Genomic DNA, 25,914 nt, shown 5'->3' with positions numbered 1-25,914 from the left:
CTAGTGCCTGCATCCGCAACCGCACAGTACTCTGTGCTCAGTTGGACAGCACCGGCACCGGCTCTGACGCGGCGTCGAGCTGGCGGATATCGAGCCGCAGATTGAGGATCGAGTAGTTGTGCGTCTCCGGTTTTAAATAGGCGACGCTGTCGGGCGTCTTGCGGAAGGTGAACTGGAACGCCGGCGGCTGCACGCCCTCCCCCATCTCGCGCCCGCTGGTGGCAATCCCGATCGCTTCGTTCTCGTGGTTGTTGACCAGGTTTTCCATCAGCTCCACCACCGCGTTGCGGCCCAGGATATCGCTCGAATACACGGGCTGGCGCGCCAGTTCCCGGCCATCGGCCAGACGGCCGCCGGCCTTCTCGGGGGCCGGCGTGAAGGTGTGCGTGGCCAGGTCGTAGCGGTCGCCCCGGTCCAGGTAGCTGAGCACGGCGTTGGAGACGTTGAAACCGGCGCGCGCACTGTCGGTGGTGGCGTGCGTCAGGTCGATCAGCAGCGCGCCCTTGACGCCGATGATTTCCACCTGGCGGCGCCGGTCCACCACCATGGCCGTGTTCTCGTCGATGCCGAGGCCGACCTTGTAGCCCTTCTTGAGCATGGCCGGAATCATGCGCGCAAAGCGGCCACGCACCAGCAGGTGCTGATCGACGAAGACGTCGTCGCCGATGAAACCCAGGCCGGGGGCGATGTCGCGGCCATCGGCCACGCCGGAGCGCAGGGTGGCCAGCACCGAGTTGGGGGCGTAAAACATGGTGCTGCTCATGATGGCGGCGCCGGCGCTGTCGCCGGCCACCACGCCGCCGCGCCGGTACACGTCCCATACGGCGTCGAGCACGGCGGTGCGGCTGCCGTCGGCGCGCACCAGCGCTTCGGTGATGCGCGACTGGTCGCCGCCAGGGAAGAACACGCCGCCGGCGCTGCGCACGGCGCTGGCCAGTTCGGCGTCTTCGGCCACCTTGCGAAAATCGGTATCGGCCAGGCGCACCGACAGCGGCACCACGAAGGCGGCCGCGCCATAGCTGTTCAAGCGTTCCGAAATCCACTGGCCGGCGCGCTCGGGATTGGCGCTGGCCGACGGCAGCACGGCGATGCGCGCGCCGGGGCCGCCGGCCAGGGTGACGATGCGTTGCCAGATTTCGGCGTTATCGGCCTTCAGGCCGCCGCCGACGATGACCAGCGATCCTTGCGGCGCAGTGGCAGCATTGGTGGCCGCAGGCGCTGCAGGTGCTGCAGCTTGCGCCAGCGGCAGCGCCGCCAGCAGCGCGGCCTGGAACAGGGTTCGCAATCGCAGGGAGAACATGCGCATGGGCCTGAGTTCGATTTACCTGTAGCGATAGAGCGGCTGTTGCAGCTGGATCGGCCGGATATCCATGCGCAGCTTCAGCACCGAATAGGCCTCCACCTCGGTCGAGCTGTAGCCGACGCTGTTGACGGTCTTGCTGAAGCGGAATTCGAAGCCCATGTCCGGGTACGAATCGCGCGGATTGCCGAAGGCAATGCCGATCGCATCCTGCTGGGCGTTGTCGATCAGGTTGACCATCAGGTCGAGCACTGCGTTATTGCCGAGGATATCGTTGGTATAGACTACGCCCCGGGTGTCGGGCTGGTTGGGGTCGAGCTTGTTGTCGGCCTTGTCGGGCGATGGCGTGAAGTCGCGCGTGACCAGGTTGAACTTGTCGCCCCGGTCCAGGTAGCTGATGGTGGCGTTGCTGATATTAAAACCCTTGATGGCGCGGTCGGTAATCGCCGCCGACAGGTCGAGCAGCAGCGCACCGCTGTAGCCGATGATTTCCACGTCGCGCTTGGCGTTGACCACCATGGCCGTGTTCTCGTCGATACCGAGGCCGATCTGGTAGCCTTTTTTCAGCATCACCGGGATCATGCGGGCAAAGCGGCCGCGCACCAGCAAGTGCTGGTCGATGAAAACATCGTCGCCCACGAAGCCGAGGCCCGGTGCGATTTCGTTGCCGTCCGTCACACCTTGCTTGAGCATGTCGAGCGTGGACTTGGCGTCGTAAAACATGGTGGTGCTCATGATGGCGGCGCCAGCGGAAGAACCTGCCACCACGCCGCCTTCGCGGTACACGTCCCACACCGCTTCGAGCGCGGCGGTACGGGTGCCGTCCTGGCGCACCAGCGCCTTGGTGATGCGGGCCTGGTCGCCGCCGGTGAAATAGATGCCGGTGGCCGAATGGATCAGGGCGACCACTTCCGGGTCTTCGGCGGCCTTGCGGTAGTCGCTATTGGGCAGCGTGACGCCCAGCGGGATGAAAAACGCCTGGGCGCCATATTGGTTGAGCTTGTTGACCGTGTTCTGGGCGGCGTTTTCAGGATTGATCGAGGCCGAGCCGAACACGCCGATGCGCGCGCCCTTGCCACCGGCCAAGAGCACGATCCGTTGCCAGACCTCCGCATTGTCGGCGCGCAAGCCGCCACCGATAATCACCAGGTTGCCCGCCGGCGGCGCCACCACCGGCTTGGGCGGGGGCACCGCCTTGGCAGGTTTGACCGCCTTGCCGGTGGCTTGGGCCTTGGCTGCCGCGCCTTGCGCCGCGTGTACGCCGAAGCTGGCAAACACCAGCAGCCAGAGCACGAACAGGCGCTGGCACGTAAAACCTGAAAAATTCATGTTGCCCTTCCAAAGTGAAACCGGCGCCGGGGCTTGCGCGCGGCGCCGTCATAGTCCTGATGATACCAATCAATTACCTAAGGCTATATTACATTGTTGAGCGGAAGTAGAAACCATGAATTTAATCGTGCTCACTTGAAAGCGTAGTTAGCGGAAGCAAAGAAACGGCGGCCGCGCGGATCGGTATAGGTGGGATCGTAGCCGGACAGGAAGTAATACGCCTGGTTGGAGAACGGTGGCGTGCGATTGAACATGTTCTGCATACCGGCGCGCAGCTTGAAGTTCTTGTTGATTTGCCACGCGCCGGTCAGGTCCCACAACGAGTACGAGGTGACCTTGTTCGGCGCCACCACCGAGCCATCGTCGAGATTGATGGCCGAATTCTGGTCGTGGTAACCACTCGAGAACGTGTTCGACAGGGTGGCCGACAAGGGACCATTGTCCCAGTCCATCGAAATCGTATGGCGCCAGCGCTGCACCACGCCGTCGGTGACGAAGCGGCCCAGGTTGCTCACGAACGGGTCGCCCTTGGCGTTCTGGATCTTGGAATCGAGCACATAGGTGCCGGACAGGCGGCCGCCGAAACGGCCGGCAAAGGTCTTCACGCCACTGTAGTCGAGCACCAGGTCCAGGCCCGAGGCGATCTGGGCGCCACGGTTCTCCTTGCGCAGTTCGATGTAGTCGATCTCGTTGTCTTCGTCGCGGATCACCAGGTTGCCGTACTTGGCCGGATTGTTGAGGATGATGTCGTCACCGATTTCGCTGATCAGGTCGGTACGCTTGATGCGCCAGTAGTCGAGCGTCATCGAGGCATTGCGCGATGGCTGGATCACCATGCCGATCGAGGCCTGCTTGCTCTTCTCCGGCTTCAGGTTGGCGTTGGAATAGCGGCGCGTGTCCCAGTTGAACGCGCACTCGGCGTAGTCGTTGTTGACCGTGGCGCAATAGACCGGATCGGGCAAGGTGGCGGTAGCGCTGTAGACAGTAGGACGGTACAGCTCGTTCATCGACGGTGCGCGGAAGCCGCGGCCGGCCGAGGCACGGAACAGCATGGTCTTGGTCGGCGTGTACGTGAGGCCTACCTTGGGGCTGGCCGCGCCGCCCACCACCTGGTAGTGGTCGTAACGGGCCGACACTTGCGCTTCCCATTGCTTGCTGAACGGCAGCAGCAGCTCGCCGAAGATGGCTTTCACCTTGCGGCTGTTGGCGGTCGCCCCGCCGCCTTCCGGCGCGAAGTCGTCATTGATGTTGTCGCTCATCAGGAGCGCGGATGGCGTAAACGTGTTGCGCTCGCGGCGCCATTCGCCGCCGATGGCCAGGCCGGCATCGCCCCCGGCCAGGGTGCCCACCGAGTGCGACACCTTGAAGTCGATCGAATCCATGGTGCCCTTGGCGCGGCGCACTTCGTCGTTGACCTGGATGCTGTCGAGCAGGGCCACGCCGGCCGGGCTGGACGGGCCGAACGGGTTGATCAGGCCGTCGATGATGCCCTGGCGCACTTCGTTGTACAACACGTAGCCGTGGGTATCGCGGTCCTTGATGGTGTTGACGCTGTGGTTGAAGCCCATGTCGTAGTCCCAGCCGTTGGCGCTGCCGGTCAGGCCGACCACGTAGCGCTGGCTTTCGCTGGTAAGTTCGCTGGTGCGGCGGCCGGCTTCGTTCAGGCGCACGCGCAATTCCACTTCGCCGAGCACGTCGTCGTCGGCGCTCGCTTCGGGCGATAGCATGTTGTAGCCGGCCAGCGCCGGGATCACGCTGTAGTCCACGTAGGCGCGCACCCGTGCCGACGAACCGACATACGACGTGCGCGAACGGCTCAGCGCCACTTCGGCGTACAGCTGCGTGCTAGGGGTAATCTGGAACACGCCGCGCGTGAGCGAATTGAGCTTGTTCGATTTCGGGAACAACTCGGTGTCGCCCATGTAATCGTAGGTGCAGGCCTCGGAGCCACCGGTGCCGCTCGGCAAATACAGGTTGGCTGGCGGCGCGCAGTTGGGCACCGACGGGTTGATCGTGGTCCTGGTGATCGGCTGGCCGTTGATGGAAAAGCCTTGCGAGTTCAGGTAGTCGCGCTGGGCGCCGGTCAGGCGGATATTGGCGGGCGACGTAAAGCCCGACAGCAAGTGCGGCAGGCGCTCGGGTACGCGCAGGTCGCCGACGAACTTGCGCTGCGACGTGAACAGCGCGCTGGTGGCCTGGATATCGGCCACGGTGAAGATGTTGAAACCATTCGTGTCGAGGTCGCCGAAACCGGCGGTGATGGTGGCGGTACGCTTGCCGGCGCCGCCTTCCTGCGTCTTGTTGCCGTAGGTGCTCAGCTCGATACCCTTGAAGTCCTTGCGGGTGATGAAGTTGATCACGCCGCCAATGGCGTCGGTGCCGTACAGGGCCGAGGCGCCGTCGAGCAGGACTTCCACGCGCTGGATGGCCGAGGCGGGGATATTGTTGAGATCGACGCCGGTATCGTCGCCGGGCGAGGCGAAGTTGGCCATGCGGCGGCCGTTGAGCAGCACCAGCGTGGACGAGGTGCCGATGCCGCGCAGGTTGGCGCTGTTGAAGCCGCGCTGGTCGCCGCCGACGTTGATGCTGGCGCCGTCGGTGAGGCCGCCCACGTTGGATGACAGCCGGGCCAGGATCTCGGACGCGGTGGTCACCCCCACTTTTTCGATCTCGGCGCGGGTGATCACCTGCACCGGCAGCGCGGGTTCCGATTCGATGCGCTTGATGGCCGAGCCGGTGATTTCCACGCGCTGCACCGGCTTGGCGACCTGGGTTTCGCTATCGGCAGTGGCGGCTGCGGTGACCGGCGCCTGCTGCGCCAGCGCCTGCTGACCGGCCAGCCCCATCAGCCCGACCATCCCCAGGCCCAGCGTGCGGCGCACCGCGTGAGCCATCGTCGAAATTCGCATGCCGTGCAGGTCAGCCATAGTATTCTCTTCTTAGGTGGTAATGTTATAAACAAATACATCGTTAAAATCGACTGTACGCATAAGCAGCCAAAAACTCAAGGAAGCGCGGTCCGATACATGCACTATGATTTACTTTGTGAAAATAGTGCTACATACTCAAGCGTTTTGCACCATTTCTGCCCACCTTCAGCCCACTTTTTTACCAGTCGCCCGCCACCATGCAAGCACAAAAACATCCCCTTTCCGGCCTGCACAGCGCCAATACCTACGAGCTGACCAGTTTTCACTTCGGCACGCCCGGCGCCGGCAAAAAAGTCTATATCCAGGCCTCGCTGCATGCCGACGAGGTGCCCGGCATGCTGGTGGCGCAATGCCTGCGCAAGCAATTGACCGCGCTGGAACAGGCGGGCCGCATCACCGGCGAGATCATCCTGGTGCCGGCCGCCAACCCGATCGGGCTGGCGCAGGCGATCCAGGGCGCCGCCTTCGGCCGCTTCGATCTGACCACCGGCATCAACTTCAACCGCAATTACAAGCATGTCTTCGACGACCTCAAGGTGTCGCTCGACGGCCAGATGGGCCAGGACGCCCAGCAGAACGTGCGCCTGGTCCGCGAACACGCGCGCGCCTCGATCGCCACCTGGCAGCCGAAGACCGACGCCGAAACCCTCAAAAAAGTGCTGATGACCCTGGCGGTGGACGCCGACATCGTGCTCGACCTGCACTGCGACAACGAGGCCGTGATGCACCTGTACGCCGGCACGCCGCTGGCCGACGCGGTGGCGCCGCTGTCCGCCCTGCTCGGCGCACACGCGCTGCTGCTGGCGCTGGAAGCGGGCGGCGAACCGTTCGACGAAGCGTGCAGCCGCCTGTGGTGGGATCTCGACAATCACTTCAAGGGCGCCTACCCGATTCCGCCGGCCTGCGTGGCGGTCACGGTGGAGCTGCGCGGCGAAGCCGAGGTGAGCTACGACCTGGCCGAGCGCGACGCCAACGCGCTGCTGCGCTACCTGGCCCTCAACGGCGTGCTGACGGACGATGATCCGGCCGCCGACCTGCCGGCGCCGCTGTGCGCCGCCACGCCACTGGAAGGCGTGGAACCGCTGTACGCGCCGCACCACGGCGTACTGGTCTACACCCGCAACATGGGCGACAAGCTGCAGCCGGGCGACGCCATCGCCGACCTGATCGACCCGGTCAGCGGCCACACCACGGTAATCCGCGCCAGCGTGGCCGGCGTGTTCTTCGCCCGCAGCGCCCACCGCCACGTGCTGCGTGGCATGAACGTGGGCAAAGTGGCCGGCGCCACCGCCTTCCGCGCCGGCGACCTGCTCAGTCAATAAACCAATAAGCCAATAAGCCGATACGCCTCACTTCATAGCGACAATAAAAAATGGCCATCAAAAAATTCAAGCTACCGCATACCTTTGTCCTGCTGTTCATCATCCTGGCCCTGATCGCCACCGCCACCTGGCTGGTCCCCGGCGGCAAGTACGATACCCACCTGGTCAACGGCAAGCAGCTGATCGTGGCCGACAGCTTCCATTACGTGCCGAGCGCGCCGCAGGGCGTGGTGGCCCTGCTCAAGGCGCCGATCAAGGGTTTCGTGGAAGCGGCGCAGATCATCGCGTTTGTCCTGATCGTCGGCGGCGCGTTTGCGGTGCTGCACAAGACCGAGGCGGTCGATTCGATGATCAAGGCGCTGGCCGCCGCGCACAAGAATTCGCGCTTCATCCAGAAGGCGTTGATCCCCGTGTTTGTCACGCTGTTTTCGATCGGCGGCGCCACCTTCGGCATGAACGAGGAAGCGATACCGTTCATATTGATTTTCGTGCCGCTGGCGCTGGCACTGGGCTATGACACGATTACCGGCGTGTCGATCCCGTTCCTCGGTTCGCAGGTCGGTTTTTCGGCGGCATTCTTAAATCCGTTCAACGTCGGCATCGCCCAGGGCATCGCCGGCGTGCCGGTGTTTTCCGGCTGGGGCTACCGCCTGATCGCCTGGACCATCGCCACCGCGATTACCGTGGCATTCTTGATGTGGTACGCAGCGCGCGTCAAAAAAAATCCGCAGTTGAGTCCCACCTATGCGCTCGACCTGGAAAAACGCAAGGAGCAGCCGGAAGGCCTGGGCGAGTTTACCGGCATGACCGCGCGCCACAAGCTGGTGCTGTGGATGTTTGCCGGTTCGCTGGCGATCATGGTGGTGGGCGTGGTGCATTACGGCTGGTACATCGACGAAATCGCCGCCCTGTTCCTGACCATGGGCGTGGTGATCGGCCTGGTCGGCCGGCTCGATTCGGGCCAGATCGTCGACGGCTTCATCCAGGGCGCGCGCGACCTGGTGGGCACGGCGCTGGTGATCGCGCTGGCGCGCGGCACCATGATCCTGGCGCGCGACGCCCAGATCATCGACACCATGCTGCACGCTTTGACGCCACTGGTGCAGTCGTCGTCGCCGATCTTCACGGCGTGGAAAATGTTCGGCATCCAGACCGTGATCAATTTCTTCATCCACTCCGGCACCGGCCAGGCCGCGCTGACCATGCCGATCATGGCGCCGCTGGCCGACCTGGTGGGCGTCACCCGCCAGACCGCCATCCTGGCCTTCCAGTTTGGCGAACTGACCACGCCGATGATCCCGACTTCGGGCATCACCGTGGGCGTGCTGGCACTGGCGCGGGTGCCGTGGATTACCTGGGCCAAGTGGATGATTCCGCTGCAGCTGATCTACGCGGTGATGGCGCTGGCGCTGCTGGTGCCGCCGGTGTTGATGCATTGGCAGTGACGTAGGATGGAACTTCTTCGGGGATATGCTAGTCTAAAGTTGCATGTCCCCGAAACCGATCCCCAAGCCATCGTACCTTGACGAGTGCATCAGTCTTGGCGCTCGCGACGGTCAAAGACGTTGGCGTTCCAAGGATGGAACAAAACTCTATACTTGGGACTACACGCACGGCGACATAGAAGTCTTCAATAAACGAGGTCGCCACTTGGGCAGCATTGATGCGATCAACGGGAAATTTATCAAAGATCCAGTGCCTGGGAGGAGAATAGATGTCTAACTTTATTGACATGTGCCGTACGGGTGACGCGCAGCCTGAGGACATCGATGACTTTATCGACGCGTGGCATGATAATCCCGGCTCTGTGCCGCTTTACATATTTCTTGGCATGACCAGGGAAGAATACTCATCTTGGGTTGAGAACGTTGCAAGTCTGCCCGAGATTCTGAATGCACGCGACCATAAACCAAGCATCGCCTGATACCGCTGGAAGCGGTGGCAGACGACTGCTGGGCCTGGCGCCGATCAACTCGACGGATAGACATAAATCTCCGGGAAGTATCGCTCCATCAACGACGCCGGCCGCAATGGCGCGGTAAAGCCGAATCGTGCGTACAAGCCATGGGCGTCGCCCGTGGCCAGCGTGAAGCGGCGCAGTCCCTGCAAGTCGGGATGCGCCAGCACGGCTTCCATCAGGCGCTTGCTATAACCATGGCCGCGATACGCCGGCAGCACGAATACATCGACCAGATTAGCGAAAGTTGCGCCGTCGGTCACCACCCGCGCAAAACCGATCTGGCCGCCGTTGGTATAAGCGCCGAAGCACAAGGAGTTGGCCACCGCCCGATCGAATACGGGACGTGGCAGCCCCCTAGCCCAGCTGGACTGTTCACTCAAAAAACGGTACACCAAGTCAAGATCCAGCGCAGTCCGGTCGGTGCATATTTTCAAAGTAGTCATGGCGAGCCTAGCGAAAACAGCGATATTGACATGGTTTTAGGCAATTGGAACCCTTCTCTGCTAGCCGAGTCCAACCAACCATAGGTACCAAGTGCTTGATATGCAAATATAGCTGGCACGCGCTGACTTCGGCGGCATTCTTTGCATCGCTCCATGTCTGCGAGGTCGCGGTAAGAAACGGCGTTGATGCAGCACTGACGGCGACCTACGGCGCAGAATGGCCGTGGAATCCTACCTTTGAACACAGCCTTCCAAATCCGCGTGGATCGCACTTCAAGCCGCAGGATGAATTGCGCCGCGCACGTGCCAGGATGGTCAAAGGCGCAACCGGCAAGGTGATTGCAAAACTTAAATTTGCCTTTTGGTGCCACGCTTTTACCAGCCGCTACCAAGTGCGCGTATGGGATGCCAATATCAGACATGCGTTTCCCAACCTGCCTGCGGCCTACAGCGCGGCCCTCAACCGACAGGCCATCTATCTCGATCTCGATTCATTGCGCAAGTTCCGTAACCGCATCGCCCATCATGAACCTATCCTTGCCGAGCCCCTGCCGCAACGTCAGCAAAGCATTCGAACGCTGATCCGCTGGCGGTGCATCGAGGTTTCGGAATGGCACGCGACGTGGGAAGCAGTGAGCCAAAATATGGCCACCAAGCCATGATTAGCATGGCAAAGTCGGCAATGTTGACATATTTTTGTGCAGTAAGCGGTTTATAATCACCGCTGACTTTTTACCGCCCCGATACACGGCTCCTCAGTGCACCTCTTCAGAAAACCATCATGACTGATCAATTCTCCAAAAAAAGCGAAGCCTGGTCGGCCCGCTTCAACGAACCTGTTTCCGACCTGGTCAAGCGCTACACCGCTTCGGTCTTCTTCGACAACCGCCTGGCCAAGGCCGATATCCAGGGCTCGCTGGCCCACGCCGAGATGCTGGCCGCCCAGGGCATCATCAGCGCGGCCGACCGCGCCGAGATCGAGCGCGGCATGGCGCAGATCCTGGCCGAGATCGAAGCGGGCAAGTTCGAATGGCTGCTGGACCTCGAAGACGTGCACCTGAATATCGAAAAACGCCTGACCGAACTGGTGGGCGACGCCGGCAAGCGCCTGCACACGGGCCGTTCGCGCAACGACCAGGTGGCCACCGACATCCGCCTGTACGTACGCTCGGCCATCGACGACGTGGTCGGTCTGCTGGGCGCCCTGCGCGGCGCGCTGACCGACCTGGCCGAGAAAAATGCCGACACCATCATGCCGGGCTTTACCCACATGCAGGTGGCGCAGCCGATCACGTTCGGCCACCACATGCTGGCGTACGTGGAAATGTTCGGCCGCGATGTCGAGCGCATGCAGGATTGCCGCAAGCGCGTCAATCGTCTGCCGCTGGGCGCCGCCGCCCTGGCCGGCACCACGTTCCCGATCGACCGCCTGCGCGTGGCCGCCACGCTGGGCTTCGACGACGTCTGCCACAACTCGCTCGACGCCGTCTCCGACCGCGACTTCGCCATCGAGTTCACCGCAGCGGCTGCGCTGATCATGATGCACGTGTCGCGCATGTCGGAAGAGCTGATCATCTGGATGAGCCCACGGGTTGGCTTCATCGACATCGCCGACCGCTTCTGCACCGGCTCGTCGATCATGCCGCAAAAGAAAAATCCGGACGTGCCGGAACTGGCGCGTGGCAAGACCGGCCGCGTGTACGGCCACCTGACCGGCCTGCTCACCCTGATGAAAGGCCAGCCGCTGGCCTACAACAAGGACAACCAGGAAGACAAGGAACCGCTGTTCGACACCGTCGATACGCTGGTCGATACGCTGCGCATCTTTGCCGACATGGCCGGCGGCATCACCGTCAAGCCCGACAATATGCGCGCCGCCGCGCTGCAAGGCTACGCCACCGCCACCGACCTGGCCGACTACCTGGTCAAAAAGGGCCTGCCGTTCCGCGATGCCCACGAAGCCGTGGCGCACGCCGTGCGCGCCTGCGACGATTTGAAGATCGACCTGTCGGAAATGTCGCTCGAGCAGTTGCGCGCCTATTCGCCGCTGATCGGCGACGACGTGTTTGCCGTACTGACGCTGGAAGGCTCGGTTGCCGCCCGCGACCACGTCGGCGGCACCGCACCGAACCAGGTGCGCAAGGCGATTGCCCGCGTGCGCTCGCAGCTGGAAGGTTAAGCAGCGTCGGTCAGTGCATCTTGAACCGGGCCAGCGTGGAAAACGCCGGCCCGGTCTGGTCTTGCTCGATCAGCACCGTCAGCTCGGTATTGGTGCAGATCATGTTGACCAGGTTGACGCGGTCCCAGGCCAGCTGCCTGAGGATGGCTTGATAGGTGCCCGGTTCGCGGCTTGCCGCCGGCGCCAGGTGCAAGGTCAGCGCGTTCAGGTCGTCCAGCCGTGCCAGCAATTGCTCACCCTCGAACGCCGCTTCCACCAGCGGCGCCAAGGTGCGGCTGCAAATCACCATCACCTCGTTGACCCCGCGCGTGACTGTCAGGAACGCGCCGCGCAGCGGCCCGGTTGCGGCCAGCAGCTTGCGGTGGCACTCGTGGATGGTGTCGCTGTGGCGGAACGTGTACTCGGTCAGTTCGGTGCGCGTGGTGAGCTCGCCGGTCTTTTGCACCAGCACGATGTTCCCTTCCGGTGGTTCCGGCAGCCGCTCGGCCAGGCGGCGCAAGGCCGTCACCACGGCCGCTTGCCCGACCGGCTTCCATAAATCACTTTCGAGCTGCGGCTGCAACTGCCGCGCCAGCTCCGACAGGTTGATCAGTCCCCGCTTCAGCCCTTCCGTCAGAAAGGCCGACTCCCGCACGATACGTTCAACTTTAGTCGCAATCGACAACATTAACTATCCCCACGCTCTGTAGATGGCCGGCGGACTGCTATCGTCTCGTCCGGCTTCAAACAGTGTAATTCGTACCGGTAACAATCGTGCGATTTTCACGGAAATATTGTTCAGAGTGTTGCATCGCGGCCCACCCTAAATTGCAGAGTTCGCCTTTAGGTAAAGGCGCTATGCGATGACTCATCTGAGCCATTTCTTTCTTGCCCGACCCATTTTCGAGGTTTTTTGACTTGCCGATGGCAAGCGGAATAGTGTCGCCATTCCGGTCGGCATCACGTCGCCGTGTCACCATTGGGAGAAGAAATGAACTTACGTAAGACCCTGCTAGCCGCCTCCATCGCCGCCATGCCGCTGATGGTCACGACGCCCGCCTCGGCTGCAGCTCCGGTTGCGACTCCAGCTGTAACCGCCACGCTACAGGACCAATCGCTGCTGGCCACGCTGGCACAACGCGACACTCAACGCGGCCTCGGCAGCGACAACAGCTTCCGCCTCGCCAACCAGCATCCCGGCGTGGACGGCCAGAAGATCACGCGCGTGCACCACACCTACAAGGACCTGCGGGTGTTCGGCTCCGAAGAGGTGGTGGTGACCGATGGCGGCGGCAACATCGTCAGCCTGTCGGTGGCCGACAAGCGCGCCGGCCTGGACGCCAACGTGGCGCAGGACAGCAACCCCGACCGTACGGTGGCCCTGGCAGGCCCGCAAGCCACGCCACTCGATAACATCAAGCCCGCCTTCAACGCTGACGCCGCAATTGCCCGCGTGGCCAAAAAAGTCGCCCCCACCGGCGAGCACCGCTGGCCACCGACCGCCGAGCTGCTGATCTACCCGGTGATGGCCACCGTGCGCACGCCCGAGGCCGCCGACAAATCCGAAGACGCGCTCAACGCGCTCGACCTGCAGGACGTGGTGCAGCGCTACGCCCTGGCTTATTATGTGCAAACGCGCATGATCGTCGACCGCAAGCCGGTCTACCACGACACCATCATCGACGCCAGGACCGGCGACGTGCTGGCCCAGTGGCAGGCACTGCAAACCGTGGTGGGCACCGGCAACAGCCAGTACAACGGCGCCGTGCCGATCAGCACCAGCCAGAACGGCAGCAATTTCCAGATGCTCGACACCACGCGCGGCACCGGCGGCAAGTTCGGCGGCATGGCCATTACCAACGCCAACCATAGCTCGCAGCAAAACCCCAGCCCCGGCAACGTGTACACCAACAGCACCAACACCTGGGGCGACGGCAAGCAGTACATTCCCGGCGGCAGCACCACCAACGCCAACGGCCAGACTGCCGCCGTCAACGCGTTGTGGGGCCTGATGAACACCTATGACACCAACAAGAACGTGCTCGGCTGGCAGTCGCTCGACGGCAACAACACCGCGAGCTATATCGCGGTCCACGTGGACAATGCCTACGACAACGCCTTCTACGACTCGGGCTGCAAGTGCATGTTCATCGGCGACGGCGGCCAGTATTTCTACAACCTCGGTTCGATCGACGTGATCGGCCATGAAATGTCGCACGGCATTACCGACGCCACGTCCAACCTGGTCTACGCCGGCGAATCTGGCGGCCTCAACGAATCGCACTCGGACATCGGCGGCGACATGGTGGAAGCGTACGCGCGCGCCGGCGGCACCGGCACCGTGATACCGGCCAGCGGCAACGACTGGATGACCGGCAAGGAAATCGCCCGCGATGGCCAGCCGCTGCGCTACTTGTACAAGCCCAGCAAGGACGGCCGCAGCCCGGACGCCTGGAGCACCAACCTGAAGAACATCGACGTTCACTATTCCAGCGGCCCCAACAACCGGATGTTCTACTTCCTGTCGCAAGGCTCCAAAGCCGAGTCCGGTGACTACAACAGCCAGTATCTGACCAGGAGCCCGGCCGCGATGACCGGCATCGGCAACGACAAGGCGTACCGGATCTGGTTCAAGGCGCTCACCACCAAGTTCACGTCAAGCACCAACTATGCCGACGCCCGCGCCAAGGTGTTGCAGGTGGCGCAGGAACTGTACGGCGCCAGCTCGAAGGAAGCGATCGCCGTGCAGCGCGCCTATGCCGCGATCAACGTGGGCGCCGACATAGACGAGGCCGGCAGCAGCGGCGGCGTCAGCATCGCCACCCAGCCGGCCAGCGTGGCGGTCACCGTGGGCGCCACCGCCTCGTTCAGCGTGGCGGCCAGCGGCGGCACGCCGCCGTACACCTACACCTGGTACCGCAACGGCACGCTGATCGCGGGCGCCACCGGCCCCACTTATTCGCTCACGGCCACGCAGGCCGATAACGGCGCCGTGTTCACGGCGCAGGTACGCGACGCGTCGTCACCGGCCAAGACCGCCACCTCGGGCGAAGCCACGCTGACGGTGGTCACCGCAGGCAGCGGCGGCGAACGGATCACCAACGGCGGCTTCGAAGCGGGTACCACGGGCTGGGCCGGCAGCACCACCGCCATCGGCAGCTTCAGCGGCCAGGCGCCGTTCGAAGGCCAGCGCTTTGCCTGGCTGGGCGGCAACGGCAAACGGACCACCGATACGCTCACCCAGAGCGTGACCATTCCGTCGTCGGCTGCCAGCGCCAAGCTGAGCTTTGCGCTGCACATCGATACCGATGAAATCGGCCGGGCCACTTACGACCGGCTGGTGGTAGCAGTCAAGAGCAGGTCGGGCGCGGTGCTGGGCACGCTGGCCACGTACTCGAACGCCAACGCCGCCGACGGCTACCAGGCGCGCACCTTCGATCTGTCCGCGTACAAGGGGCAAACGGTGACGTTATCGTTCGTGGCGACCGAGGATTCGTGGCAGCAGACGTCGTTCGTGATCGATAAGGTCAGTTTGGTTGCGCAGTAAGCCCTCAACCCGCAAACCCGTGCGGGGTCGGACCCCGTACGGGGTCCGACCCCATTCGGTAGAGGTGACTTATCGAAACGGGTAGTGACCGGGGTTCCCGGTTACGGCAACTTGATCTGCCACAGTACCCCCTCCTCCCCGTCGTTCTAGCGTGGCCTGTCCGCTCAGGCGGACTCGGCGCCATCATCCGATGCACGCCGGAATCGTCATCAGGGTTCAGGAGGATACGATGAATCTGCACACGTCTCTATTGCTGCTCTCCACGCTGGCCACTGCGGCATCGGCATCGGCCCAGCCGCTGTCGCCCACCATGATGGGCGGGCCGGTGGCGCCGCCTTCGGCGCAGGAAAGCGCCAGTCTGCTGGCGCGCCTGGCCACCCTCGACCAGGCCGGCGCCACAACCCGCACGCTGACCGCGCCCCAGTACAGCTTCCGCCTGGCCGCCCACCACCCCGGGGCCGAAGGCCAGAAAATCTCGCGCGTGCAGCACACTTACCAGGGCTTGCGCGTGTTCGGATCGGAAGCGGTGGTGGTGACCGACCCCGCCGGCGCCATCGTCAGCGCTTCGGTGACCGACCGCCGGCCCGGCGCGCAAAGCCCGGCTGCCGGCGGCGCCGAGGGCACGGCTGCTGCTCCTGCACCGGCCGACCTGAAACCGAAGCTCTCGCCGCAGCAGGCCATTACCGTGGCGATCCGCTCGGTGCGCGAAGGGATGCCCAAGATCGAACACCGCTGGCAACCGGTGGCCGAACTGCTGCTCTACCCGGTCGTCGCCACCGCGCGCACGGCGGCAGCAGCCACCAAGCCCGAGGCCGAACTCAATGCGCTCGATGTGCACGAAGTGGTGCAGCGCTACGCGCTGGCGTATTACGTCAAGACGCGCATGGTCAAGGACCAGCAGCCGGTGTACCACGACACCATCGTCGACGCCAGGACCGGCGAGATCATCGCCCAGTGGCAGGCGCTGCAAACGGCCACGGAAACGGGTACAGGAAACAGCCAATACAACGGCGTGGTGGCGCTGTCCACGTCGCAGAACGACAAGCGGTTCCGCATGCTCGATACCACGCGCGGCAAGGGCGGGCGCTTTGGCGGCATGGCGATTACCAATGCCGATCACAGCTCGATGGTCAACCCCGATCCCGGCGACGTCTATGCCCACACCAGCAACACCTGGGGCGACGGCCAGCAGTACACCGGCGGCAGCACCAGCGACGCCAACGGCCAGACCGCCGCCGTCAACGCCTTCTGGGGGTTGATGAACACCTACGACACCAACCGCAACGTGCTCGGTTGGCAGTCCCTCGATGGCAACAACACCGCCACCCACATCGCCGTCCACATCGACCGCGAGTACGACAACGCTTTTTACGACGACCGCTGCAAGTGCATGTTCATCGGCGACGGCGGCACGTATTTCTACAACCTGGGATCGATCGACGTGATCGGCCACGAGATGTCGCACGGCGTCACCGCCGCCACGGCGGACCTGGTGTATTCGGGCGAATCGGGCGGCCTCAATGAGTCGCACTCGGACATCGGCGGCGAGATGGTGGAAGCGTACGCGCGCGCGGGCGGCACCGGCGCGGCGATTCCCGACAAGGGCAACGACTGGATGGTGGGCCAGGAGATCAGCCGCGACAAGAAGCCGCTGCGCTACATGATCAAGCCCAGCCTCGATGGCAAGAGCGTGGACGCGTGGAGCACGTCGCTCAGGCAACTCGACGTGCATTATTCGAGCGGGCCGAATAACCGCATGTTCTACTTCCTGGCGCAGGGCTCGAACGCCGATCCGGCCAGCGACGCCCACAGCAAATACCTGGTGAAGTCGCCGCAGGCGATGACCGGGATCGGCAGCGACAAGGCCTACCGCATCTGGTTCCGGGCCTTGAGCACCAAGTTCACGTCATCGACCAACTACGCGGTGGCGCGCGCGAGGGTCCTGGAGGCGGCGCAGGAGCTGTACGGCGCCGGCTCGAAGGAAGCCTTGGCCGTGCAGCGCGCCTACGCCGCCATCAACGTCGGCGCGGACATCGACGAGGCCAGGTGATGCCGGACGATCAACGTACCGTGACGAACACCGGGTTCGAATAGAACCACAGGCTGCGGTAGTTGCGGTCGTTGATGTCGTTGAAGCGCTGGGTGGCGTCGGCGGTGCTGGTGCGCTGGTCGGCCAGCGGCTCGCCAGCTTGGGTCAGGCCGGCCACGTCGGTGCCCAGGTTGGTGCCGCGCAGGCGGAAGTACTGGTTCCTGGTCGCGGTGGTTTCATAGGTGATGGTGTTGTAACCATCCGCGTCCGTCTTCCAGTCGGCGCTGGTGAAGCGCTTGACCACGCGGGTGCTGGCATTGGTAGCCACCGCATAGGCGGCGGTGCCTTGCGCGGCCTTGGCGCCCACGTCGCCGACGATCAGGTCCACGTGGTCCACCACCGGTTTCACGCTGGCCGAGGCGCCGCTATCCACCGGCTTCTCATAGTTGTTCTTGGCCGGGCTCTTGAAGCGGATGGTGACCACCACCTTCTCGCCGCTGGCCACTTTCAGCTCGCCGCCCATTTCCTTGCGGTCGCTGGTACTGGCCAGGTTGAAGTCGAGCGCGTTCACCAGGTCGCCGTACACCGAGAACATTTTGCCCGAGCGCAGGCCCTGCAGCAGGTCTTTCGCGGTCGGCGTGCCGGTGGCGCTGTTGAACACGTAGTTCTTGGCGTATTCGCCCGGGAAGTAGCCGCTGCTGTTGCTGCCAACGATTTTGAAGTGGGTGTCGGAGTCGGTCAGGTTCCACACCCGGCGGCCTTCGCCCAGCAGCGCATCCCACACGCCGCCCAGCTTGGCCACCACGTAGTCGGTGCCGCCGTAGGCGCGCAGCGGCGCGTTTTCGGCCGTGTAGGCGGCCGTGTAGCCGCCACGGTCCGGTTCCATCTGGTTGCCGACCATGCCTTCGATGGCGAACATGATGTCGGGCGCGGTGTCGTTGAAGCGGCGGAAGTCTTCCACCGTGTAGCTGCCCTTGTTGCGCGACGGGTGGTTGATCACCGCGTAACTGGTGGTCGGGTAATTGTCCTTGAGCCAGGAGATGGCCTTGAGCGCATCGTCGCCAGTCTTGTTGTAGCGGGTATCGCCGTACTTGGCCTTCCAGGCCGTGAGGTCGGCGGCGTCGAACATGGCGGCATCGCGGGTGGTAAACAGGTACTCGAATTCGCGCACGCCACGGGTGCTCACGGCCAGCGGAGCGCCGGCCGACTTGTCGCTGCCTTCGAAGATGCCGATGCCGATGTGGTCATGGGTGGGCATGTCCCACTCGAAACCGGAGAAGATCAGCTTGTCCGCATAGGTGCCGACACTGCCGCCTGCCTGCAGGGCGGCGAGGCGCGGCATCTCGTAGCGTTCCACGCCGGTGGCCATCGGGATCGGCGCGGCCAGCAGCACGCCCTTGTCGTCGCGGGTCGATACGCGCAGGTGATTGGTCACCGCCATCCAGTCCAGGCCATAGATGGTGAAGGCCTTGCCGAGGATTTTGTCGAGGGTCTGGCTCACATCGGCGTCGGCCGACTGCGTGGTGTGGGTGTGCAGGTCACCGGCAATCCAGCGGCCCTGGGCAATCGGCGGGACGTTGTTCTGGATGGTGTCGTCGTCGCTGCCACCGCAGGCGGCAAAGGCGATGGCGATGGCAATCGCAGCGGGAATGAGCATGTAGCGTGGGGACAGGCGTGGCAGGTGCGGCATTGTAATTCCTGAAAGTAGGTTCATGGTGGCGGCACGATACCAGCCCCCTGTTACGCCTTGATGACAGCTGCTATGATCGCGGATCATCATTCAATTCAAGCAGGAATAGCTATGGCAATAGGCGGCAAGACCATCGACGAGGCGCTGGCCTCGTTATCCGACATGACGGCAGGCGCGGTTCCGATCAAGAAGGAAGAGCACCTGGCGCGCGTGGCGCGCGCCCAGGCCTTCATGCGCGAACAGGGCGTGGCGGCGATCTACATCAACGCCGGCGCCAACCTCACCTACTTCACCGGCACCAGGTGGCATGCCAGCGAACGCATGGTGGGCGCCATCCTGCCCGCCAGCGGCGCCATCGAATACATCGCGCCCGCCTTCGAGGAAAGCACGCTGAAAGACTTCATGCTGGTGGACGGCCCGGTCAACTGCTGGGAAGAGCACGAAAGCCCGTACCAGCTGTTCATCGACACGCTGGGCCGCATGGGTATCGCACCCGATGCCGGCGCCGCGCCGCGCATCGGCATCTGCGAGAGCGCCGCGTTCTTCATCTACGACGGCATCCGTCCGCTGGCCGCAGGCTATGCACTGGAAAACGCCAGCCTGGTCACGGCCCACTGCCGCACCCGCAAGTCGGCCAACGAAATCGCGCTGATGCAGCGCGCCAAGGACATGACGATGGCCGTCCACGTGGCAGCCGCGTCGATCCTGCGCGAAGGGATCAGCACCACCGAGGTGGAACAGTTCATCGATCGGGCGCACCGCAAGGTGGGCGCCTCCGGCTCGTACTTCGTGATCGTGCTGTTCGGCGAAGCGACTGCCTATCCGCACGGTGTGAGCTACGTGCAGACCTTGAAGCCGGGCGACACGGTGCTGATCGACACCGGCTGTAAACTCCACAACTACATCTCCGACATCACCCGCACCTATGTGTACGGCGAAATCAGCGAGCGTCAGCGGTCGGTGTGGAACAGCGAGAAGAAGGCGCAGCTGGCGGCGTTCGAGGCGGCGCAGCTGGGCGTGCCGTGCGAAGCGGTGGACCAGGCGGCCCGCCGTGCCCTGGAAGAAGATGGTTTTGGCCCAGGCTACAAGCTGCCAGGCCTGCCGCACCGCACCGGCCACGGCATCGGCCTCGACATCCACGAATGGCCGTACCTGGTCGGCGGCAACAAGACGCTGCTCGACGTGGGCATGTGTTTCTCGAACGAGCCGATGATCTGCATCCCCGGCGAATTCGGCGTGCGCCACGAGGACCATTTCTACATGACGGAAAGTGGTCCGAAGTGGTTTACCGAGCCGGCGCATAGCATCGACGACCCGTTTGGCCTGAACCTTTAGGGAACCTCGAAAAACCGTAGCGAGCGGTTCGTTATCGTCGCGAGTAGCGGAAGCGTACGGCTGTACGCTGAGCAACGGAGCGGCGATAGCGGATCGCGCAGTAGGTTTTTCGAGGTTCCCTTTAGGCCTTAAGGTCTTTCACTGCGCGGTAAAAGCGCAGCGGCACGGTGGCGGTGAAGATGCTGCCCACCGTGCGGCCCACCACGATCGGGCTGTAGATGCGGCGCATCGGCGAGGCGCTGCGGTGAGTAAACACCTGGCCCTGCGCCGATTCGCCGGTGGGCACATAGCCGAACATGGCGATGCGCGCCAAAAAGGCCGTGCTGTCGGCCACGGCCACCGTGCCGCGCACCGGCAGGTGCTCGATGGCAGCAGCGCCGATATAGCCGGCCACGCCAAGCATGGCAATCCGCAAAATCCCCACGAAATCGAACCCGCGCGGCAGCAGCCCCACCGCCAGCAGGCAGGCCAGTGCCACGCCGAAAGTCACCCAGGTGCGCGGGTTTTCCAGCGGGTTGAGTACGAATTGAGTCTTGGTAAAGAGTGCCATGGCGCCGCCTGCTGAGGGAAAGCGCTATTGTGCAGGGTGGGCGTTGAAAAGGAAAGCACCGCCCTGCACAGCCAGCAGCGTTGTTTTATGTGCGCTTCATCACCAGGGTCAGGATGTCGTAACTGGCCACCAGTTCGTCGTGCTGGTTGGTGACCTGCACGTCCCACGCCACCACGCCCTGCCCCACGCCCTTGTCGTCGGTGCGGTTGCGGTCTACCTTGCGTTTGCAGGTGAGGCGGGCGCGGATGGTGTCGCCGATGGCTACCGGCGCCACGAAGCGCAGGTTGTCGAGGCCATAGTTGGCCAGCACCGGTCCCGGCGCCGGCGAGACGAACAGGCCGGCGGCGGCCGACAGCACGAAGTAGCCGTGGGCGATGCGCTGGCCGAACTGGGTGTCTTTGGCGGCGATCTCGTCGAAGTGCATGTAAAAATAATCGCCCGAAACGCCGCCGAAGTTGACGATGTCCGCTTCGCTGACCGTGCGCCGGTGCGTGAGCAGCGAGTCGCCGATGTGCAGCTCTTCGAAGTACTTGCGGAACGGGTGCACTTCGCTCTCCTGCACCCGCGCCCCGCGCACGTATTCTCCGGTCACCGCCGCCAGCATGGTGGGCGAACCCTGCACCGCTGCCCGTTGCAGGAAGTGGCGCACCGCGCGGATGCCGCCCAGTTCTTCGCCGCCGCCGGCGCGCCCAGGGCCGCCGTGCTTCAACTGCGGCAGTGGTGAGCCGTGGCCGGTGGAGTCCACTGCCGCTTCGCTTTCCAGGATCAGCACCCGGCCGTGTGACGCGGCGGCCATCGGCACCGCGTAGGCGGCGATCGCCGGCTCCCTGGTTACCAGGGTGGAGACCAGGGAGCCCTTGCCGCGCGCGGCCAGCGCCAGCGCCTGGTCGATGCCGTGGTAGCTGATGATGGTGCTCACCGGGCCGAACGCCTCGACATCGTGCACGGCGTCGTTGGCCATGCCGTCGCGGCACAGCAGCAGGGTCGGCGCAAAAAACGCGCCATCGGCCACGCCGTCGCCCACCGGATTGAAACCGTCGCGCTCACCGAACAACACCTCGTTGCCCTGCGCGAGCAGCGCCAGGCGTTCACCAACGTCGCGCTGCTGGTCTTTCGAGGCCAGTGCGCCCATGCGCACACCTTCCACGGACGGGTCGCCCACGCTCACCTTGGCCAGGCGCTCGCGCAGGCGCGTGCCCACCGCATCGACCATTGTCTCGGGCACGATGATGCGCCGAATCGCCGTGCACTTCTGCCCCGCCTTGCCGGTCATCTCGCGCGCCACTTCCTTGACGAACAGGTCGAACTCGGGATCGTCGGGCGTGACGTCGGGCGCCAGGATGGCGCAGTTGAGCGAGTCCGCTTCGGCCGTAAACGGCACCGAGTGGGCGACGAGGTTGCGGTTCACGCGCAGCTTGGCGGCCGTGTCGGCCGAGCCGGTGAAGGTGACAGCATCGAAACCTTCGAGGCGGTCGAGCAGGTCACCGGTGCTGCCGATGACCAGTTGCAGCGCGCCTTCTGGCAACAGGCCCGACTCGTGAATCATGCGCACCACGGCTTCGGTCAGATAGCTGGTCGCCGTGGCCGGCTTGCCGATGCACGGCATGGCGGCCAGGAAGCTGGGGGCGAATTTTTCCAGCAAACCCCAGATCGGGAAGTTGAAGGCGTTGATGTGCACCGCCACGCCGCCGCGCGGCACCAGGATGTGGGTGCCGGCAAAGCCGCCGTTTTTACCGAGTGCCATGGCCGGGCCTTCGTGCAGCACGTTGGACGACGGCAGCTCGCGCCCGCCCATGCTGGCGTAGGCAAACAGGGTGCCGGTGCCGCCTTCGATATCGACCCAGCTGTCGGCGCGGGTGGCGCCGGTGAGGTGCGAGATCGCGTACAGCTCTTCCTTGCGCTCGACCAGGTACAGCGCCAGCGCCTTGAGGATGGCGGCGCGCTGCTGGAAGTCGAGTTTCATCAGCGCCGGCACGCCGGTCTTGCGCGCATAGTGGACTGCTTCGCCGAAGTCGATGGCGTCTGCGTGGGTGTGGTAAATCAGCCCGCCGGTGAGGGCATTGTGCAGCGGCGTTGCTGCCTCGCGGCCGATCCAGCGGCCGCCGATCAGGCTTTGCAGGGTTGGAATCATCTAGGGTCTCCTCTATTCGTCACGCCGAAGCGTTCTTGTGCAGATGCAGTGGCAAGGCGCTGTCCCATTCGACGCGCGGACGTTCGGCCTCTACTTCGGTCAGCGCTTCCACCTCGCGCATGGTGTTCATCGAGCGCACCGCCAGCTCGTGGTAATGGCCGGTGCCGGTGGTCTTCCAGGCGATTTCGTCGTCGCGCAGCGGTCGCACCACCCTGGCCGGCGTGCCGACCACCAGGCTGCGTTCCGGTATCTCCATGCCAGCGCGCACAAAGCTCATCGCTGCGACAATCGACTCGGCGCCGATCACGGCGTTATCCATCACCACGCTGTTCATGCCCACCAGGGCATTGCGGCCGATGCGGCAGCCATGCAGCACGGCGCCGTGGCCGATGTGGCCATCGACGCCCACCACCGTATCGGCGCCGGGAAAGCCGTGCATCACGCAGGTGTCCTGCAGGTTGGCGCCCTCTTCCAGGATCAGTCGCCCGAAGTCGCCGCGCAGCGCGGCCAGCGGGCCGACGTAGCAGCGTGGGCCAACGATGACGTCGCCGATCAGCACCGCGCTGGGATGGACGTACGCGGTGGGGTGCACCACCGGCGTGACGCCGTTGATTTCATAGACCTTGACCATGTCAGCCCACCCGCTCGATGATCACCGCAATGCCCTGCCCCACGCCGATGCACATGGTGCACAGTGCGTAGCGGCCGCCGGTGCGTTCGAGCTGCGTGAGAGCGGCCAGCACCAGCCGCGCGCCCGAGGCGCCCAGCGGGTGGCCGATGGCGATCGCCCCGCCGTTGGGGTTGACGTGGGCAGCATCGTCGGCCAGGCCCAGGTCGCGCGTGACGGCCAGCCCTTGCGCGGCAAACGCCTCGGTCAACTCGATCACGTCCATCTGGTCGATGGTGAGGCCCACCAGCGCCAGCACCTTGCGCGAAGCCGGGGACGGGCCGAAGCCCATGATGCGCGGCGCCAGGCCGGCGGTGGCCATGCCCAGCACGCGGGCGCGCTTGCGCAGGCCGTACTGTTCGGCGGCAGTGTGCGACGCCAGCAGGATGGCGCACGCGCCGTCGTTGACGCCCGAGGCATTGCCGGCGGTGACGGTGCCGTCTTCACGCACCACGCCCTTGAGTTTTGCCAGCGTCTCGATGGTGGTGTCCGGGCGCGGATGCTCGTCGGTGTCGAAGATTTTTGGATCACCTTTTTTTTGCGGCAGCACCACCGGTACGATCTCGTCGCGGAATATGCCTGCCGCGTTGGCAGCGGCCCAGCGTTGCTGGCTGCGCAGCGCAAATGCGTCCTGGTCCGCGCGGCTGATGTCGAACTGCTGCGCGACGTTTTCGGCCGTCTCTGGCATGCTGTCGATGCCGTATTGTTCCTTCATGCGCGGGTTGACAAAGCGCCAGCCCAGCGTGGTGTCTTCGATTTTGGCGGTGCGCGAAAAGGCGCTGTCGGCCTTGCCCATCACGAATGGCGCGCGCGTCATGCTCTCCACGCCGCCGGCGATGACCAGGTGCGCTTCGCCCGCACGGATGGCGCGCGCGGCGCTGCCCACCGCGTCCAGGCTGGAGCCGCACAGGCGGTTGATGGTGCTGGCCGGGACCTCGACCGGCAGGCCGGCCAGCAGCGCGGCCATACGGCCCACGTTGCGGTTGTCTTCGCCGGCCTGGTTGGCGCAGCCGTAGTACACGTCGTCCACCCTGGCCCAGTCCACTGACGGGTTGCGGGCGATCAGCGCGGCGATCGGCAGCGCTGCCAGGTCGTCGGTGCGCACGTGGGCCAGGGCGCCGCCGTAGCGGCCGAACGGGGTGCGGATGGCGTCGCAGATGTATGCGGAGTTGTCAGTCATGTCGTGTCCTTTACTGCCTGGGGCGTTGATCGACCACGCGGCGGGCCTTGCCGGTCAGTGTGCGTTCGATGCCGTTGGGTGCAACCAGCCGGACCTTGGCCGAAACGCCCACGTTGGTCTTGATGCGGATTTCCAGCTCATTTGCCAACTGCTGGGCCAGGGCTACGTTGTCGCCGGCGAGCATATTGCCGGCCTCCGGGCGCAGTTCGGCCAGCACCTCCAGCTGGTCCAGGTGGCCGTCGCGCTTGATGATCAGCTGGTACTGGGGCGCGAGCAGCGGCATTTTCAGAATCAGTTCCTCGATCTGCGACGGGAATACATTCACACCACGGATGATCAGCATGTCGTCCGAGCGGCCGGTGATCTTGCCGATGCGGCGCATGGCTCTCGACGTTGGCGGCAGCAGCCGGGTGAGGTCGCGCGTGCGGTAGCGGATGATGGGCAGCGCCTCCTTGGTCAGCGAGGTGAATACCAGTTCGCCCTCCGCGCCGTCGGGCAGCACCTCGCCGGTGTCGGGGTCGATGATCTCCGGGTAAAAATGGTCTTCCCAGATCACCGGGCCATCCTTGCTCTCGATGCATTCGCTGGCCACACCAGGGCCCATCACCTCGGACAAACCATAGATGTCCACCGCGTCGATGCCGGCGCGCTGCTCGATTTCGCGGCGCATGGCGTCGGTCCACGGCTCGGCGCCGAAGATGCCGACCTTGAGCGAACTGGCGGCGGGGTCGAGCCCTTGTCGCTGGTATTCCTCGATGATGTTGAGCATGTACGACGGCGTGACCATGATGATCGATGGCTTGAAGTCCTCGATCAACTGCACCTGGCGCTCGGTCTGGCCGCCCGACATCGGCACCACCGTGCAGCCGAGCCGCTCGGCGCCGTAGTGTGCGCCCAGGCCGCCGGTAAACAGGCCGTAGCCATAGGAGATATGCACCATGTCGCCACGCCGGCCACCGGCCGCGCGGATCGAGCGCGCCACCACGTTGGCCCAGGTGTCGATGTCGTTCCGGGTGTAGCCGACCACGGTGGGCTTGCCGGTGGTGCCGCTCGAGGCGTGTACCCGCACCACCTCCTCGCGCGGTACGGCAAACATGCCGAACGGGTAGTTCTCGCGCAGTTCCTTCTTGCCGGTGAACGGAAATTTGGCGAGGTCGGCCAGCGATTTCAGGTCGCCCGGATGAACGCCGGCCGCATCGAACGCCTGGCGGTAGTGCGGCACGTTGTCGTACGCGTGTTGCAGCGTCCACTGCATCCGTTGCAATTGCAGCGCCTGCAGTTCGTCGCGGCTGGCGCGTTCGATCGGCTCCAGGTCCGATGGTTCGGGTGTGCGTTGTACCATG

The 25,914-nt window shown here is 64.2% G+C and carries 20 protein-coding genes; 9 read left to right on the top strand and 11 right to left on the bottom strand.

Going from position 1 to position 25,914, the window contains the following annotated elements; genetic code table 11:
* Window positions 1–37 precede the first annotated feature (37 nt).
* The 3 genes from DUPY_RS22610 to DUPY_RS22600 all read right to left on the bottom strand — a co-directional run bounded on the left by DUPY_RS22610 (window position 38) and on the right by DUPY_RS22600 (window position 5,556).
* Window positions 38–1,300, bottom strand: a complete 1,263-nt coding sequence (locus tag DUPY_RS22610) for a cyanophycinase (RefSeq protein WP_307188205.1) — start codon at window positions 1,298–1,300, stop codon at window positions 38–40.
* Window positions 1,301–1,321: 21 nt separating this feature from the next.
* Window positions 1,322–2,629: a cyanophycinase gene (locus DUPY_RS22605; RefSeq protein ID WP_070251317.1), complete on the bottom strand. Its 1,308-nt coding sequence runs from the start codon at window positions 2,627–2,629 to the stop codon at window positions 1,322–1,324.
* Between the two features lie 131 nt (window positions 2,630–2,760).
* Window positions 2,761–5,556, bottom strand: coding sequence for a TonB-dependent receptor (locus tag DUPY_RS22600; protein WP_070251315.1), 2,796 nt, complete (start codon window positions 5,554–5,556; stop codon window positions 2,761–2,763).
* 200 nt (window positions 5,557–5,756) lie between these two features.
* Here DUPY_RS22600 and DUPY_RS22595 point away from each other — a divergent pair, with 200 nt between their 5' ends.
* Genes DUPY_RS22595 through DUPY_RS22585 form a run of 4 tightly spaced genes read left to right on the top strand, consistent with a single transcriptional unit; the run spans window position 5,757 to window position 8,805 of the window.
* Window positions 5,757–6,881 carry a succinylglutamate desuccinylase/aspartoacylase family protein gene (locus DUPY_RS22595; protein WP_070251313.1) on the top strand — a complete coding sequence of 375 codons (1,125 nt, stop codon included), beginning with the start codon at window positions 5,757–5,759 and terminating at the stop codon, window positions 6,879–6,881.
* Window positions 6,882–6,931: 50 nt separating this feature from the next.
* Window positions 6,932–8,326 (top strand): YfcC family protein, encoded by a 1,395-nt coding sequence (locus DUPY_RS22590; RefSeq protein WP_070251311.1) that lies wholly within the window; start codon window positions 6,932–6,934, stop codon window positions 8,324–8,326.
* 43 nt (window positions 8,327–8,369) lie between these two features.
* Window positions 8,370–8,603 carry a colicin E3/pyocin S6 family cytotoxin gene (locus tag DUPY_RS29285; RefSeq protein ID WP_071651682.1) on the top strand — a complete coding sequence of 78 codons (234 nt, stop codon included), beginning with the start codon at window positions 8,370–8,372 and terminating at the stop codon, window positions 8,601–8,603.
* Window positions 8,596–8,805 (top strand): hypothetical protein, encoded by a 210-nt coding sequence (locus tag DUPY_RS22585; RefSeq protein WP_070251308.1) that lies wholly within the window; start codon window positions 8,596–8,598, stop codon window positions 8,803–8,805. The genes DUPY_RS29285 and DUPY_RS22585 overlap by 8 nt, the downstream gene beginning before the upstream one ends.
* A gap of 44 nt (window positions 8,806–8,849) precedes the next feature.
* On the opposite strand, the gene DUPY_RS22580 is transcribed toward DUPY_RS22585, so the two are convergent.
* Entirely contained in the window at window positions 8,850–9,284 is a 435-nt protein-coding gene (locus DUPY_RS22580; protein WP_070251306.1) for a GNAT family N-acetyltransferase, read from the bottom strand.
* Between the two features lie 95 nt (window positions 9,285–9,379).
* On the opposite strand from DUPY_RS22580, the gene DUPY_RS28070 reads away from it, so the two are divergent.
* Both DUPY_RS28070 and argH read left to right on the top strand, forming a co-directional pair.
* On the top strand, window positions 9,380–9,946 hold the full coding sequence (locus DUPY_RS28070) for a hypothetical protein (protein WP_141749645.1): 567 nt from the start codon (window positions 9,380–9,382) through the stop codon (window positions 9,944–9,946).
* A gap of 119 nt (window positions 9,947–10,065) precedes the next feature.
* Complete coding sequence (gene argH, locus DUPY_RS22570; RefSeq protein ID WP_070251302.1) at window positions 10,066–11,463, top strand: argininosuccinate lyase; 1,398 nt, start codon at window positions 10,066–10,068, stop codon at window positions 11,461–11,463.
* 10 nt (window positions 11,464–11,473) lie between these two features.
* Here argH and DUPY_RS22565 read toward each other — a convergent pair whose 3' ends face one another.
* Window positions 11,474–12,130 (bottom strand): hypothetical protein, encoded by a 657-nt coding sequence (locus DUPY_RS22565; RefSeq protein ID WP_070251300.1) that lies wholly within the window; start codon window positions 12,128–12,130, stop codon window positions 11,474–11,476.
* Window positions 12,131–12,433: 303 nt separating this feature from the next.
* On the opposite strand from DUPY_RS22565, the gene DUPY_RS22560 reads away from it, so the two are divergent.
* Together DUPY_RS22560 and DUPY_RS22555 are read left to right on the top strand one after the other, a co-directional pair.
* Entirely contained in the window at window positions 12,434–14,989 is a 2,556-nt protein-coding gene (locus DUPY_RS22560) for a M4 family metallopeptidase (protein ID WP_070251298.1), read from the top strand.
* 229 nt (window positions 14,990–15,218) lie between these two features.
* Complete coding sequence (locus tag DUPY_RS22555; protein ID WP_070251296.1) at window positions 15,219–17,039, top strand: M4 family metallopeptidase; 1,821 nt, start codon at window positions 15,219–15,221, stop codon at window positions 17,037–17,039.
* 10 nt (window positions 17,040–17,049) lie between these two features.
* Here DUPY_RS22555 and DUPY_RS22550 read toward each other — a convergent pair whose 3' ends face one another.
* Window positions 17,050–18,708 carry a CehA/McbA family metallohydrolase domain-containing protein gene (locus DUPY_RS22550; protein WP_070251294.1) on the bottom strand — a complete coding sequence of 553 codons (1,659 nt, stop codon included), beginning with the start codon at window positions 18,706–18,708 and terminating at the stop codon, window positions 17,050–17,052.
* A gap of 111 nt (window positions 18,709–18,819) precedes the next feature.
* On the opposite strand from DUPY_RS22550, the gene DUPY_RS22545 reads away from it, so the two are divergent.
* Window positions 18,820–20,043 (top strand): M24 family metallopeptidase, encoded by a 1,224-nt coding sequence (locus DUPY_RS22545; protein WP_070251291.1) that lies wholly within the window; start codon window positions 18,820–18,822, stop codon window positions 20,041–20,043.
* A gap of 121 nt (window positions 20,044–20,164) precedes the next feature.
* Here DUPY_RS22545 and DUPY_RS22540 read toward each other — a convergent pair whose 3' ends face one another.
* From DUPY_RS22540 to paaK, 5 genes are all read right to left on the bottom strand, one after another.
* On the bottom strand, window positions 20,165–20,593 hold the full coding sequence (locus DUPY_RS22540) for a hypothetical protein (RefSeq protein WP_070251289.1): 429 nt from the start codon (window positions 20,591–20,593) through the stop codon (window positions 20,165–20,167).
* A gap of 85 nt (window positions 20,594–20,678) precedes the next feature.
* Window positions 20,679–22,724 (bottom strand): phenylacetic acid degradation bifunctional protein PaaZ, encoded by a 2,046-nt coding sequence (gene paaZ / locus DUPY_RS22535; protein ID WP_070251287.1) that lies wholly within the window; start codon window positions 22,722–22,724, stop codon window positions 20,679–20,681.
* 19 nt (window positions 22,725–22,743) lie between these two features.
* Complete coding sequence (gene paaY / locus DUPY_RS22530; protein WP_070251285.1) at window positions 22,744–23,355, bottom strand: phenylacetic acid degradation protein PaaY; 612 nt, start codon at window positions 23,353–23,355, stop codon at window positions 22,744–22,746.
* 1 nt (window position 23,356) lies between these two features.
* Window positions 23,357–24,571: a 3-oxoadipyl-CoA thiolase gene (pcaF, locus tag DUPY_RS22525; RefSeq protein ID WP_070251283.1), complete on the bottom strand. Its 1,215-nt coding sequence runs from the start codon at window positions 24,569–24,571 to the stop codon at window positions 23,357–23,359.
* Window positions 24,572–24,581: 10 nt separating this feature from the next.
* Window positions 24,582–25,913 carry a phenylacetate--CoA ligase PaaK gene (gene paaK, locus DUPY_RS22520; RefSeq protein ID WP_070251280.1) on the bottom strand — a complete coding sequence of 444 codons (1,332 nt, stop codon included), beginning with the start codon at window positions 25,911–25,913 and terminating at the stop codon, window positions 24,582–24,584.
* Window position 25,914 lies beyond the last annotated feature (1 nt).

The organism is Duganella phyllosphaerae (assembly GCF_001758785.1).
Classification (GTDB): domain Bacteria; phylum Pseudomonadota; class Gammaproteobacteria; order Burkholderiales; family Burkholderiaceae_D; genus Rugamonas; species Rugamonas phyllosphaerae.
Note: the sequence above shows the minus strand (reverse complement) of the source record. Positions and strands in the feature narration are given on the sequence as shown.

Bases quoted from the DNA above. Each gene is read 5' to 3' on its own strand.
- DUPY_RS22610 (WP_307188205.1), bottom strand. From the start codon at position 1,300: ATGTTCTCCCTGCGATTGCGAACCCTGTTCCAGGCCGCGCTGCTGGCG.
- DUPY_RS22605 (WP_070251317.1), bottom strand. From the start codon at position 2,629: ATGAATTTTTCAGGTTTTACGTGCCAGCGCCTGTTCGTGCTCTGGCTG.
- DUPY_RS22600 (WP_070251315.1), bottom strand. From the start codon at position 5,556: ATGGCTGACCTGCACGGCATGCGAATTTCGACGATGGCTCACGCGGTG.
- DUPY_RS22595 (WP_070251313.1), top strand. From the start codon at position 5,757: ATGCAAGCACAAAAACATCCCCTTTCCGGCCTGCACAGCGCCAATACC.
- DUPY_RS22590 (WP_070251311.1), top strand. From the start codon at position 6,932: ATGGCCATCAAAAAATTCAAGCTACCGCATACCTTTGTCCTGCTGTTC.
- DUPY_RS29285 (WP_071651682.1), top strand. From the start codon at position 8,370: ATGTCCCCGAAACCGATCCCCAAGCCATCGTACCTTGACGAGTGCATC.
- DUPY_RS22585 (WP_070251308.1), top strand. From the start codon at position 8,596: ATGTCTAACTTTATTGACATGTGCCGTACGGGTGACGCGCAGCCTGAG.
- DUPY_RS22580 (WP_070251306.1), bottom strand. From the start codon at position 9,284: ATGACTACTTTGAAAATATGCACCGACCGGACTGCGCTGGATCTTGAC.
- argH (WP_070251302.1), top strand. From the start codon at position 10,066: ATGACTGATCAATTCTCCAAAAAAAGCGAAGCCTGGTCGGCCCGCTTC.
- DUPY_RS22565 (WP_070251300.1), bottom strand. From the start codon at position 12,130: ATGTTGTCGATTGCGACTAAAGTTGAACGTATCGTGCGGGAGTCGGCC.
- DUPY_RS22560 (WP_070251298.1), top strand. From the start codon at position 12,434: ATGAACTTACGTAAGACCCTGCTAGCCGCCTCCATCGCCGCCATGCCG.
- DUPY_RS22555 (WP_070251296.1), top strand. From the start codon at position 15,219: ATGAATCTGCACACGTCTCTATTGCTGCTCTCCACGCTGGCCACTGCG.
- DUPY_RS22550 (WP_070251294.1), bottom strand. From the start codon at position 18,708: ATGCCGCACCTGCCACGCCTGTCCCCACGCTACATGCTCATTCCCGCT.
- DUPY_RS22545 (WP_070251291.1), top strand. From the start codon at position 18,820: ATGGCAATAGGCGGCAAGACCATCGACGAGGCGCTGGCCTCGTTATCC.
- DUPY_RS22540 (WP_070251289.1), bottom strand. From the start codon at position 20,593: ATGGCACTCTTTACCAAGACTCAATTCGTACTCAACCCGCTGGAAAAC.
- paaZ (WP_070251287.1), bottom strand. From the start codon at position 22,724: ATGATTCCAACCCTGCAAAGCCTGATCGGCGGCCGCTGGATCGGCCGC.
- paaY (WP_070251285.1), bottom strand. From the start codon at position 23,355: ATGGTCAAGGTCTATGAAATCAACGGCGTCACGCCGGTGGTGCACCCC.
- pcaF (WP_070251283.1), bottom strand. From the start codon at position 24,571: ATGACTGACAACTCCGCATACATCTGCGACGCCATCCGCACCCCGTTC.
- paaK (WP_070251280.1), bottom strand. From the start codon at position 25,913: ATGGTACAACGCACACCCGAACCATCGGACCTGGAGCCGATCGAACGC.